The following is a 12,869-nucleotide window of genomic DNA, read 5'->3' as shown; positions in this document are numbered from 1 at the left end:
TGATTATTTTTTAGATAGAGTGAGGTGGATTAACTGAAAGCACGAATGAGTCTGTGTTTGCTTTACCCACTCGCGTTTCTTGGTTAAGACGATGGCTTTTCTGGGAGCCAAGCACTAGCCCCTGACCCACATTACGCTCCTGCGGTGTCTCAGGCTCAAGCTCGAATAGCTTGTCCATTTTGCCTTGCAGGTACATGCTAAAGAACCTCTCCAGTTCAGCGTTTAGGTTTTTAAGGTTGCCTGTGATACCTAATGCCGCCGTTTTTTTTAGCTCATAGCGCCAAGCGGTATAAAGCACTTCAAATTTGTCCATCTGGTCACGCTCCAACCAGATGAGGTGCGGCATTAAGTGCAAGGGCGTTTCTTGCATTACAGTTTGCTGAACGACGTTTTTAAAACCATTGTCAGCAAAGCGAGTCGGCCAAGTAGGCAATACAAGGTATATTTGCCCTGTGTTATTCACCTTTTTTGGGTGATGTAACATCACCGATTCAACAACATGAAACCCTTCACGGTTGTGTTGTGTTAGCAAGCGTTCACTAAACGCCGTGATCCCCAAACGGTGACACAAACGTGCTTTGTATCCTGATGCACTGCTGGCTCCCCAAATCGGTTTGCTAAGATAGTCCATGCCTTGACCACGATTGCCACTGATACTTGGCATATTTATGAGCATACTGGCAAGGCTTTGCAGTGTTTTAAGCTTAACCAAACGGGCCAATAGGTTTGCGCCATGATTAGGCGCTTGACTATGCTGCGTTAACGCTTGCTCGTAATGCGCTAATACTTCTTGATATTTGAGCACAGAAGCATCGACTGGCTGCTCACCAAAACGGGCTAACAAGTGTTGCATGCTGGTAATACTACGATCGAGCATCGGCTCTGAAAAAGACACTTCCGTTAAGTCTGAAAAGCGACCTTGTTGATAACAGCGGTACTGTGCGCCCATCAACGTATCAAGCTCGTTAATCTCCGTTAATGGTTGTGTTAAGTGCGTAGCAGGTAACTGTTTAACGGCATCCCAAAACGCAGCTATTTGTTCGCTTGTTAGTCTTTTACTAGCGAACATGTCATCAAATACTTTGCCAATACCACGCCACTGGTCACTTTGAGGAATAGCAAACAAATGTTTGATGTTTTCTAGTTGCGCAAACAAGTTAGCCAACACTTGGTCAAACAAGGTTAAATAACCTTTAAGTTGCAATATCTCAGCATGACGCGCAGTGCCTTGTTGTACAGCCAGCCTCTCTTGACCTACACCATACATAGACGGTAGTTCATGTTGTACCGGTGTATAGTTTTTTAAGTGTCGATAACGACCCGCCAATGTGCGTTTAGAGTCTGGTTTTATTTGAGTCGGGGTTAATAACACGCGTACTTTTTCAGCCACATTGTCGGCATCAAAAGCCAATGTGTGACCACCTTGAGACACTTCAATCAAGTTATCTGAAAGCATGCCCAGATAGTCAAAGCGCAGAAAACTAGGTTGAGATAATGGCTCAAGTACCAGCACCCAGTTTTCAAAATCTAGCTTTTCATCGTCTTGTGCCACGCGCAAAAGATTAGGATGGTCTTGATTTTGCTCACCAACAATCTGTGCAATGCCGACACCTACGCTACGCTTTGCAACGCCGAGTATGTCAAAGCTGTCAATCCCCTTTACAGACTCAATCACCTTGATCAGATCAGAAACATAAACATGTTTGGTTGATTGTGTATTTTGCTCATGCTCACCACTGTCAATAAACTCTGTGAGTGCACCCAGCATCGTTGCTATGACGTCCTCAGCATCAACATGACCACTAAGGCTTATGGTCAGTTGGCAAACAACATTTTGTGGCACTGCCACATTTACCTGCTTTAGGTTATCACCTAGGTTGCGGTGGGCAACAAAGTGCCGTTTAACTTTAGCCATCAAAGCAGTTTGGTCGCTCGCCCCGTCTTGCGGTTCAACCGTAATATCAAACAGCCCATGCAGCTTTTGCTCACTCGCATCAGACAACGCGGGCTTAACGATAACATCTTTTATTTCAGGTAGCGTCAACAATAGCTGACGATAATCCTCGGTGGTGACTGGGTTAACCGCCAGTGCTTCGTGCTGCTCCCAGTATGGCTTGATTGAGGCAGCATAGGGGGAGGCTATCAAATCTTCAATTGGAAATGACAAACGATAACTCAAATCTGTGATGGCGTAACATAGCCCTTCCAGAATCGTGATACCCGGATCATGTGGATTATGATCCGTCCAAGTTTGTCCAGCCAATTGCTGTATAGACTCTAGGCCAATTTCTTTAAGGCGATAGAAGTCCATGCCCGTCTTTTCAAAAGGACGAGTCGCAATGGTTAGATTATCCATAAATATTCTACTCAGATTGGTGAGTATGAGCGCAAACGCTCAAAGATAAGTGTGAAAGTAATATGCTGTAAAAATGATTAAGGTGCTGGTGAATTATCTGAATCTTGTTGAGCCAGCAGTGCCTCAGCAGCTGCTAGCCTGCTTTCAAGCTCCTGAAGTTTTTTATACAGTAAATTACCATTCTCATCTGGGTCATTTGTATCTGGTTCATCAGTTAAGGCAGGCACTATACTGGTCCAATCAATATCTAGCCCGTCAGTATCAGAGGTTAACGCACTCCTTTCTTTCAACTTCAATGCAAGCCCCTCAGCATCAGATGCCAATGCACTGTCTTCTTTCAGCTTCAGTGCAAGCCCCAGAGCTTCATCCGTTAGACCCTCAGTTACGATTTCTAGCCCCTTGCTCGGTGCCAGTTTAAGCTCAAGTCCATTATTATCTTCGAGCTTGAGCCCGCCATTTGCGTTTATTTTGAGATCCAGATTTTGATTAAACTCGAGGCCTTTTGAATCAGTAACCAACTTAGCCCCATCTAGCGTAAGGCCTTTCTGGTCGGCTGATAACACACCGTTCTCGGCAAGTTTTAATGCTATTTTTTTCCCAGTTTCATCAAACTGAAGTCCTTTATCACTATCTACTAGTTTTTTGCCAATGGTATCCAATGAAACGGCCAAACCATCGTTATTTAGTATTAGCCCAGAGTCTGTTTCGGTCAGTATGCTGATCTGCTCATTCTCAATTTTTAAGCCGCTTTTTTCGGCGACTTCCAGCTTTGGCACTTGCGATTTTAGACCCTTGTTGCTTAGTGTAAGCCCGGAGTCTTCTGCAAGTTTTACTGCCAGTTTATCGCCTTCAAATGTCAAACCAGATTGGGCGCTTAAATTAGCCAGTATGTGTCGACAGTAGTCGGCCAATAACACTAGGCTCTCAAACTCTCCTTGTTTGGGCGTCGCCCCTGCTTTAAAAAATTCCTTTACGATATCGACATCAGGAATACTCGTATATTCTGGTGCTAGTTGCTGTGTCATAATGTTTTCCTCTTAAGTTTAATTGGTAGTAGGTGGTGCTACTTTGTCATTCTGTGCAACAGTAAAATCAGCCTCGATGACCATAGCGCCAATCCCAAAGAGCACCTCTTCTTGTTCACCAAATACGCGCAGTACGTGCTGTACTGCGGGCACTAAAACTTCATGCTCATTTCGTGCTTGTGTTGATTGGTTATTTATAGGTACGAAATCACCCTTTCTATTTTCAATGTAAGTTGAAATGCTGTGTATTAATTTAATTTCGTCTAACTGCGCTATGATTTTTGCCACTGATGACAAGCTCACATTGTTGTTAATTGGCTGCGGCGCTTTACCCGATTTTTCAATCCAAGGTGACATGTGCTCAATTAACGTTGCATTTATGCGCTCTAATGCCTGCCCCTTGTCATAACCATCTGATATTACTGCTGTTACTGAAAAGCGTATTTCTCGATAGTCAGGGTCTACCACATCAAGCTTGGCGTAATGTGGCATTTTGTCTGCCAAAAATTGAGCGATTTGTTTTTTCTTATGGTCGGCAAGCAAAGGCTGAAAATGCTCGGCGTCTCTAGTTTTGGGAATTGCCACAAGCGTAATGGTGCCTGCGGTATCTGCATTACTGACATTTGCATCATCATTGTTTGCATCATCTTTGTTTGCATCATCAGCATTCGTATTGTCAGTGCTTGCATTATCGGTAGTCGCTTGACTCACCACACCTCTAAAACATTTCACAAAATATAATTCTGGAAATGCTTCAAGCACCAAATGTTCATAATCCCACTGCGTCAACGCTCTACCTTTATGACGTAACTGCTCAGCACAATGTGTCACATAGTTCGACTCACTTTGTGCTGCGCGGCCAGCAAAACTCTCAGCAGGCTGCATTACACTATCTACCCGTGCATCGAGCGTTACCAGCTCATTGATAGACTCAGCTGGTAGTACTTGTCCAAGCTTTGGGTCGTCTGCTGACTTTTCAACATATGTGACTTCTACTGCTTGAGCCGCAAGATGCTTTAAGTGTGAGAGTCTTGCTAAGCGATTGCCGCCATAAGAAATGCTGGCTTTGATCCACGCTCTGCCACTTTGCAACATCGCGTCATCTAGGCTGGCCTGCTCAGGTAGTGCTAACCTCACGATGCCTGAATTGAGCAACCCATTGGTACTATCTGACAGCACTAACGCTTTGTGATTCGCCGAGTCTAAGCTATTTCGCTTTATTTCATGCCACTTATTTTGGTAGCGATAATGCCAAGTAATGGTTGGATTAAGGCTGCTAACAGAGTAGTTAAGTGGTTCAAGCTCTAACAGTAAACTCACTTCGCCTGGCAACCTTGGATTCACTAAGCCAATGATCAACTCGCCCTTGCTGTCTATTTGCGGCTGTAACGTAATTGATTTTTTGTCATTTTGCGCATCAATTGGCTCTTCACCCAATGGGTGAATGTGTCCAAGCTCTATGTTGTTTGATAGGTTATCAAATTTCACCTGCTCAGTGTGATAACCCATGTGTAAGTCTAACGCTTGCGGTATATAAGGTTCGGGTACTACCGTTGTGCCTGTCACTGGGTTGTCGATATTACCATTGACGTTACCAAGTACCTGAGCTGCGTAAAGCGATGCAAAATATTGCAAAGCAGGGCCATATACACCGGTGCCAAAGTCATCACCAGTGAGGCTCAGCTTAAACCACAATGGGTATTTTTTAGGGTCAACTGCGTCTAAAGGTAAGTCTAGATAGCCCTGCGAAGACCTTTTGTCCGCTTTTTTCGGCATCTGGGCCGCTGATGAAGATACTCCAAGGCCTTCAAACAGTGATAACCCCTCTGCCAACAAACCTTGTGCACTGTCTAGACGAACAAGGTGTTGTGGATATTGGTTCTCATCGAAGCCGGCCATTTGATAAATTGGGTTAGCTTGCAAAAATTGCTTATAAGCATCGTAGTAACCACGCATGTCTTGCGGTTTACCCGCCCAGTTAAAATCCAGTTTTAAATTTGCGAGCGGCTTTACGTTCAGCTCAGGGTGAGTAAAGTAAAACCCTGAGCCACGTACGGGTTCAGGTCCAAAGATCAAATCAGGGTTGTCAGCTTCCAGCTCCCCTTGGTCGTTAGCAATACTCGACGGCACGAGTCCCTCAGCTGACACCTGTAGCTTAAGTTCTGCAAAATTCACCTGATAGCTTTGTTGCTTTGCAAAGAGGCAAATATAAGGGTTGCGCCGACCTTTTTCGACATCGGCTTCAGACAATCCAATGGCAGGAAATTCAGGCTCAACCGTTAATACTAGGCTAAGCTCCTCGTCGCTTTGTTGTATGTCAACATACCCATCTTGGTCTGATTTGGCGGCGTCTGAAGTATCTTTATCTATGAGCGGCAACACCACTTTACCTTGCTCGGTCGAGACGGCGATATCGAAGCTTTTAAAAACATCGACTAAGGTATCTTGGTCATTTTCATCATCTGGTGCGGCATCAGAGTCATTAGAGACACGCGTAAACGTTATACCTGAGAAGGTGATATGTATTTGGCGCTTGCCGCTACCCAGCCAAAGTAATTTTGAGCTTATGATTAAACCCAGCTCAGCGGGCACCTCTGTGTTTTCGCCAAAACAAGGTACCCCCTCAGCAGGAAACACCAGTTGCTGCGATGTTGACTGAGCTTGTGTAACGTAAAAGCGGTTGCTATTTTTTTCTGAATGCTTTGCCAGCGTAATGATATCGCTCACTTGCGCTGTGTTAAGCTGAACGGTATCAGCCAAGGCGTACTCAATTGGCTCATCATTGTCATCCACCCCCGCTGAAAAGCGGGTACCTTCACGCAAGGTTAACACCTCAGTGTCTTCATTGAGTGTGACGATTAGGTTTGCTTTATCAGGCTCACCCTTCTTCGCGGCCAACCCTAAGACCCCACGGTAATAATGCTGTAAGTGACGCGCAGTGAGCTCATGAAATTGCTCAGCTGGATAATTGAGTAATTGAATAAACGTTAGCAACAAGCTCAGATCAGGGCGTGCAGCCAATGCTTTGACTTCATCAGGTATTGCCGCATCTTTTTGTAACCATTTAGCAAGTGCTTTAAGCTCGTCATTGTTTGGTAATAACTGCGCCCAAGTGCCATCTTCACCATTTTGCGTGTCAAAAAATGTGAGGCGAGAGGCAAATTGCTTAAGAAATAGCAACCAGTCTTCAGATGACCTTTGCTCTATTGAGTAATTGGCTTGCTCCAATGCTAACAAGCCTCTGTCGAAATACACCGCCCCATTGGTGACGCTGTTTTTTAAGTCCATAATTTTGTACCATTTATTTAGACGTGCACTTTAGGTTTAAAGAAATGAATTTGCCTTTTCCTTTGTACTTGGGTTTTGCGTCAGGAACCGGCCCCGCAGCAGTGGGCTGCTGAGCTGGAGATAACACCGTGAACTCAGCGTCAAAGACACTGCCTTTCAGTAGCGCTTTTTTGCCGTTGACGGTTTTTTTGCTGACTTGATTTCCTGCTAACTTTATGATTTTCAACATCCCCATACCGGGGATCACATAAGGTGGTTTGATGTAACCAATTTGCAGCTGTACTTTCTTTTCATCTCCTTGCAAACATATCAGCTTTCCCATCACAGTGACTTTACCGCTCGCTTTAATTGGCACCGGTGGCGGTCCCATCAATACAGCACCACTGAAAACAGGGTCAAACTGCACGAGATCGGCATCAAGAAGCAGTTTATCCATGCTCTGCTATACCCCTTGATATTCCGTCAAATAAAACGGAAAGACGAAGTTAGTGCGGGTGTTGGTATCTCTGACTACATAGTCAAGGTCGATTTCAAGTTTTTGCCCTTGCTCAAATGACAAGGCAACGTCCACATTTTTTAAATCGACTCTTGGCTCCAACGCAATTACTTGTCCAGCAATATGCTCTTTGAGCCATGCCAATGTATTGCCATCAGGAGATTCAAAGACATAATCCGCAATGGCAGTGCCAAAACTTGGTGCCATCGGGCGCTGCCCAAGCTGGGTAAATAACAAAATATATAACGCCTGACGAATGTCTTCTTCTGCAGATACCATATTAACGCCAGCGCCATTGGCGCTAAACCTAGGGGGGAAGCCCCACCCTTGACCTAAGAAGTGTGTTTCCTTCATGCTAAATCTCCTTTATCAGTTATATGAGTTAACTAATTTCAGTTTTTGATGCTTTGATTTTGGTCTTGCCGCTGGCTTTAATCGCTACATCTTTTTTAGCTGATAGAGAAACTTGAGCTCCACTTTGTAATTGAAGGTCTTTCTCAAGTACAACGGTTGTTTTATCTCGTTTCAGCTGCAATGACTTGTCATCGTTGATGGTCATACTGTTATTCTTGCCACCCGCTAAGACAGTGCTTTTTTCTTTTTCATCAAAAAGCAGTGATTGTTTGTCTTTAACAATGACCAATCCTCTGCGCTCTAATTTGCCGTCAAATGGTAAAGGCGGTTTATTCTTGGGGTTGTGCAGTGAACCTAAAATCACGGGGTGTTCGGGTTCGTCAGCAACAAAGCCAAGCAACACTTCATGTCCAGGTTTTGGCGGAACAAACAACCCCTCTTCTTTGCCAGCATAAGGAGAGGCCAAACGACACCATAAGCTTTTGTTAGTCAATGCGGGAATGCTGACCTTATAGCGATACAGTTTTTTTGGATCTTTGCTGTACTTAAGTACCTTACCAAACAGTAGCCCTTGCTCTTTGCTCGAAGCTTGCGTGTTTTTGGTCAACGATGTGGGAAATTGCAATCCTAAATCTAATTGCGTTTTCCAACCATTCATATCGACTTTATGACGTACACCACTGATGATGTATTGCCCGCTAAACTCATCCCCCATCTTACGGACCGCCAGTTTATCGCCCAGTTGAAAATGGCTTTGGCCTTCAACAACTACCTTGCCGCGATATAAGTCCAAAGTGCGATAAGTCGCCTGTGCCTTACTCCAAGCTTGCGCACTGGCCCTATCCTGAGGGCTTCCTGTATAACTTTTGAGTGGTGACTTGCTCAGTGCTTTTGCAGCTGCCTGTGGTTTTAATGCCCCACCGAATAAGGCCCGAGTGCGTGTGGTTGCAGGGCTAAGGTAGTCTTGCTTGGTCTCGTCATAGCCCACTCGACTAATACTACCAAGCTGCATAGACACATCATTTTCCAGCTCAACACTGACTACCTCATCAAGGCCCACTTCTAAGCTATGTGTTTTCGAACCCACAACCTCTATTGCAGCAATAGTGACTTTTTCAGGCGAAGGGAGCATTAAAAAGCCATTGGCATGCACACGCTCCATAACCAATTGCCAAGGTGTCATATTAAATCGGCAAAATTGCTCGTGCTCGATGTCACTTTTACTGACTTTGATATTGCTAATGGCACGCTCAGAGCATATCTCACGCACGATGGCATCATCCGTTTTGCGCTGACTAAAAATAAAGTCTTTTGGAGGGTCAACCAACTTAATTAAATCGCTATGCAAAGTGAGTTTTAGCTCAGTCACCCCATTACTCAACCTCAGTTTCTTTGCACAAATTAAACCACTGAATACCAAAGCTTGCGTATTTGGTTGACCCTGTCTGCCCAGCTTAATTTTTACCTCATTACCGCTTTTGAAGGCGCTATCATCAGCCATCGGATAACTCGCTGTAGCAGGGCTTCCGGCTCTTAAGGTGACGGTTGCGGTTGGGATCCGCTGCGCTCGGTAATCAATGTGTAAAGCATGAATGCCGTAGCGGTTTATTTCTTTACCATTGGCAATAATTTGAATATTAACGGGTAAATTCATCTTTAACGCTCCAATGGTGGAAAGATCAGGTTATCCCCAGTGTTCAATTGCCTAAAATTGTCCAAGCCGTTTACTCTGGCCACTTCTAGGTAGTAACGTGGATCTTGGTAAATTTCATTGCTTTTAAAAGGCAGCGTTTCTTTGGCTTGAACCGGCCTGATATGGCTCAGATCCGGAGAGTTTTTCTTAACTTTGGTGTCTCTTTGTTGTTTTGATAAGCATTCAATAAAAGCACAATTAACCTCTGCTTGTATCGGCTTACCTTGCTCATCGGCAGAGACAATGTGATATTCGATTGACTCTAATCGACAGTAGAACCCGCCACTGACTGAGTCGCCAATCGGCATATCACCCCATTTTAAAATGAGATAGTTTGGTTCATGACTACTGTCTTCCATCGTGTAAAGCAAACTAAGTAACTGCTTAATTTGTTTACTTACATCTGGTGTATCAAGCTTTAAGTCACTTAATGCTTTGAACTCATAGGCATCAAGAATAAAACGCATTGACGCACGCGTGGTATTGCTGCGCTGATACGTTATATCGCCACTGATTGAATTTAACGTACTAGGGTTGTCATATGCGTTGGATGCACTAATTTGTAAAGAGCTAGGATCGCCGTCAAGCTGAAAAACGTTTGCTTTGCCAGTGCGCTTAATATCCTTAAATGCACGAATTTCAACGGGCACTCTTGATGCAGTAATATTCATTCATTACTCCCACGTTCTCTCATTCATAATACGCTCGACCGTTTGCTCTATAAGCATTTGAATTTTTTGCAAGTCTTGTTCTTTTAAAGTCATACCTATGGGCTGGACTTGATGACCAAGCGGCTTGTGCGTACTAAGCTGAGCTTTCATTGTTAACTTGTTGATTTCAATAACCATAACTCACACTGAAACCTCATATATCTGTGAATACTTGTAGGTCATAGACTCAACAAATACTTTGCTCTCATCAGCGCTCAGCGGATCCCACTGCAATGATTCAAAATAGGCTTTTTTAATTAGCCATGCCCGCACAGGATGACCCTCAGGTGCCATTAGTGTCAGCAAGATCCGACAACGCAACGCTTTGGTTTTCCAAAACTGCGCTTCTAAGTGCTGCAAGTTTGTTAGGGGCGAGCCACTGATCCCAGGTAGTACAGCGCCGTCTTTGGTTACATTCATCACACCTCTTTTTAAGGTCAGAGGGTGCAGTGCCTCGCTGTCGGTTATCACCGGTTTGGCATTTTTTTCGCTGATATTACGGCTCATCTGCAAACCTGAAACTTGCTGAAAGCGGATATCGCTTAAAAGCGGTACGTTTCCGGCAAAGATCACCGCCGCAAACCGATAGTTCACCAGTGGCTTTAAAGAAATGTCTGCGATATCAAACATAAATATGGCCTTTGCTGTTATCAAAGGTGTAGCTGCCGCTACACCTAAATAACCTCAGCTGAGGTTAAATAATAAAGTAATGCCAATCCGCATTTTTGAGCTACCAGTTTGCCAGCAAAAGAATATGCATCACTCGCATCGCTATTGTGTTACGCCTACGCCAAGGCCCTCGCACATGTTGGCAAGGTAGAAAATTCTTTATTCAGTTGCGCTAAATCAGAAACTTTCGTGTAGCTAGGTTAATGGCAAGAATAATAGGGTAAGATTACGGATTGGTATAAGTGACAGTTACTACGATTAAGAGATGTACTCAACTTTGATGCTATCAGCACGTAAGTCAACTGACTCAAAAGCGATGTCACTGCTTGATGCATTGAGACTTGGGCCAGTAAGCTTTGTTGGGAAAGCGCCTGATACAGTCCAAGTGAGCAATGGTTCTAGTGCTGCGGGGCTTTCTGGGTCGACCTTATCTGGACGAGCGCCCACCAAACTAATGACAATGTCACGTTTATGAACCATATTGCCATTGACCGTACTTAACCATTTGTATAATTCACTGTGCTTATCACCAATGCCACGCTTTAACATAATGTTAATGTCTGTTTGCTGCCCTGGCATATGCACGCGATTTCCTTCACCGTCTTTGTAGGTGATAGGTTCAAACTCAATATCTAACCCTGATACTTCAGAAAAAGACATATCTTCGCCATTCAAAGACACTTTGAATCGATATGCGTTAAGTGGGTAGTATGGTTGTGTCATGTATTTGCTCCAAAGTAGTTGAATTAGCTAGAGATAGATTTATGCGAGAAGGTCAACACAATAAATTCCGCAGGGCGCACGGCTGCCAGCCCTATTTCAATATTGAGATAGCCATTATTAATGTCATTTTCGGTCATGGTCTGACCCAAGCCAACATTCACGAAAAATGCTTGCTCAGCGCTATTGCCAAATAATGCACCTTGCTTCCATAAGCTTTCTAAGTAGCTTGAAATCATGGTCTTAAGCTTTAACCAAGTAAACGCGTTATTGGGCTCAAACACAGCAAACTGACTGGCTTGCTGAACAGATTCTTCTACCATATTGAACAAACGTCTGACCGGAATATAGCGCCACTCGTTATCGTTACCAGCCAGCGTTCTGGCTCCCCACACCAATGTACCTTGACCAGTAAATGCGCGGATCGCATTAATCGACTTACCGCCAACCGTATCAACGTTCATTGACTCTTGAATAACATCATCAATCACGCGTGTTGGCTCAAATACCTGACTAACAGACACATTAGCAGGGGCTTTCCAAACACCGCGCGATTTATCTACTTGAGCGTAAATACCGGCCATAGCAGCCGATGGTGGCAAAACCAAATAATTTTTCGCCAGCGCTTTTTCCATCATAGACGCTTGCTCGCTGCCCGCATCTCGAAGGGCTTTGAGCTTATCCGAGTTATCATTTCCCAGCTGTGTACTCTCTGGGTCATAACTGCGTGCCATGGAAGTTTTCAAATAAGGGTAATAAGCGGCCCCATATTTTAGGTGCTCTTTGCCAATTGCTTCGCGCATTCCATCCATGTAGCTTTCCTTTAAGCTATCACTTGGTGAGAGCGCAGCTTGATCGTCCAATACATCAATTAAAGCAAAACGGTCTTTGGTATCGGAGCATTGTTTTAGCGCAGTTTGACACAGTTGGTAATACTCAGAGTTTTGGAACGGTGGTTCACCGATCAGACGTATTGCATCTGACAGCACCAATAGGGTGACTTCATCAACTTGCTTGACAGCTGCTAGACCTGCTTCGTAATCATCTTTTGTAGGTTCAGTGCTATAACCCGCTTCAGTGCTACCACCAACACTAGTGACGTAACATGCGCCACCGCCATTGGCAAAAAAGTGTTTAACGCAGTGGTACATAATATTCTTCGGTACTGCGCGATAGCCTGCACTTTTATCAATTTCACCGGCTGTCGTTATGGTGAATGTTTCAAGCTCGGGCCCGCCAAATACGGCTTCGTATTGAAGCATCGAAGTGATGCGTATAGGCTTATTAAGAAGAGAGGTTTCTCCATCTTGTTCAAGCTTTTTGTCGGTTGCGCCAATAAAAGCAGGGATAGCTGTCGCTACCTCAGCAACCGATGGAGGAAAAATTGACTTTTCCTCTACGTAAACGCCTGGCGTTTGTTTTTGCATTGTGTATTTCCTTGTTCTTGCCCCAAGCAAGGAGCTAGGTTTATAAAAAGGGATAGAAATATTCAGATTGAAATTTATGGTTTGGACAAGCTGAATACGAGCTTTGAAAATATCAGGTATTTGTGGGTGTA

Annotated in this window: 11 protein-coding genes; all 11 read right to left on the bottom strand. The window is 44.3% G+C overall.

From position 1 onward, the window contains the following. Positions 1-10: 10 nt before the first annotated feature. Complete coding sequence (locus HG263_RS08355; protein ID WP_171625610.1) at positions 11-2,356, bottom strand: hypothetical protein; 2,346 nt, start codon at positions 2,354-2,356, stop codon at positions 11-13. Positions 2,357-2,433: 77 nt separating this feature from the next. Beyond that, the gene (locus tag HG263_RS08350; protein WP_171625609.1) at positions 2,434-3,381 is read right to left on the bottom strand and encodes a hypothetical protein; all 948 of its coding nucleotides are present in this window, start codon (positions 3,379-3,381) and stop codon (positions 2,434-2,436) included. A gap of 18 nt (positions 3,382-3,399) precedes the next feature. Continuing rightward, positions 3,400-6,669, bottom strand: coding sequence for a baseplate J/gp47 family protein (locus HG263_RS08345; protein ID WP_171625608.1), 3,270 nt, complete (start codon positions 6,667-6,669; stop codon positions 3,400-3,402). 13 nt (positions 6,670-6,682) lie between these two features. Next, positions 6,683-7,105 carry a contractile injection system spike tip protein gene (locus HG263_RS08340; RefSeq protein WP_171625607.1) on the bottom strand — a complete coding sequence of 141 codons (423 nt, stop codon included), beginning with the start codon at positions 7,103-7,105 and terminating at the stop codon, positions 6,683-6,685. A gap of 6 nt (positions 7,106-7,111) precedes the next feature. Then, the gene (locus tag HG263_RS08335) at positions 7,112-7,519 is read right to left on the bottom strand and encodes a GPW/gp25 family protein (RefSeq protein WP_171625606.1); all 408 of its coding nucleotides are present in this window, start codon (positions 7,517-7,519) and stop codon (positions 7,112-7,114) included. Positions 7,520-7,547: 28 nt separating this feature from the next. Next, positions 7,548-9,173, bottom strand: coding sequence for a phage baseplate assembly protein V (locus HG263_RS08330; RefSeq protein WP_171625605.1), 1,626 nt, complete (start codon positions 9,171-9,173; stop codon positions 7,548-7,550). 2 nt (positions 9,174-9,175) lie between these two features. Then, the gene (locus HG263_RS08325) at positions 9,176-9,883 is read right to left on the bottom strand and encodes a CIS tube protein (RefSeq protein ID WP_171625604.1); all 708 of its coding nucleotides are present in this window, start codon (positions 9,881-9,883) and stop codon (positions 9,176-9,178) included. Positions 9,884-9,886: 3 nt separating this feature from the next. Beyond that, positions 9,887-10,060 (bottom strand): hypothetical protein, encoded by a 174-nt coding sequence (locus tag HG263_RS08320; RefSeq protein WP_171625603.1) that lies wholly within the window; start codon positions 10,058-10,060, stop codon positions 9,887-9,889. 3 nt (positions 10,061-10,063) lie between these two features. After that, positions 10,064-10,552: a phage tail protein gene (locus tag HG263_RS08315; RefSeq protein WP_171625602.1), complete on the bottom strand. Its 489-nt coding sequence runs from the start codon at positions 10,550-10,552 to the stop codon at positions 10,064-10,066. A gap of 297 nt (positions 10,553-10,849) precedes the next feature. After that, a complete protein-coding gene (locus tag HG263_RS08310; protein ID WP_171625601.1) occupies positions 10,850-11,314 on the bottom strand; it encodes a phage tail protein in 465 nt (154 codons plus the stop codon). Positions 11,315-11,337: 23 nt separating this feature from the next. Further along, on the bottom strand, positions 11,338-12,738 hold the full coding sequence (locus tag HG263_RS08305) for a phage tail sheath family protein (protein ID WP_171625600.1): 1,401 nt from the start codon (positions 12,736-12,738) through the stop codon (positions 11,338-11,340). Between the last annotated feature and the right edge of the window lie 131 nt (positions 12,739-12,869).

It is taken from the genome of Pseudoalteromonas caenipelagi, from assembly GCF_013140855.1.
Lineage (GTDB): Bacteria > Pseudomonadota > Gammaproteobacteria > Enterobacterales > Alteromonadaceae > Pseudoalteromonas > Pseudoalteromonas caenipelagi.
This window is presented reverse-complemented; position numbering and strand designations above follow the sequence as displayed.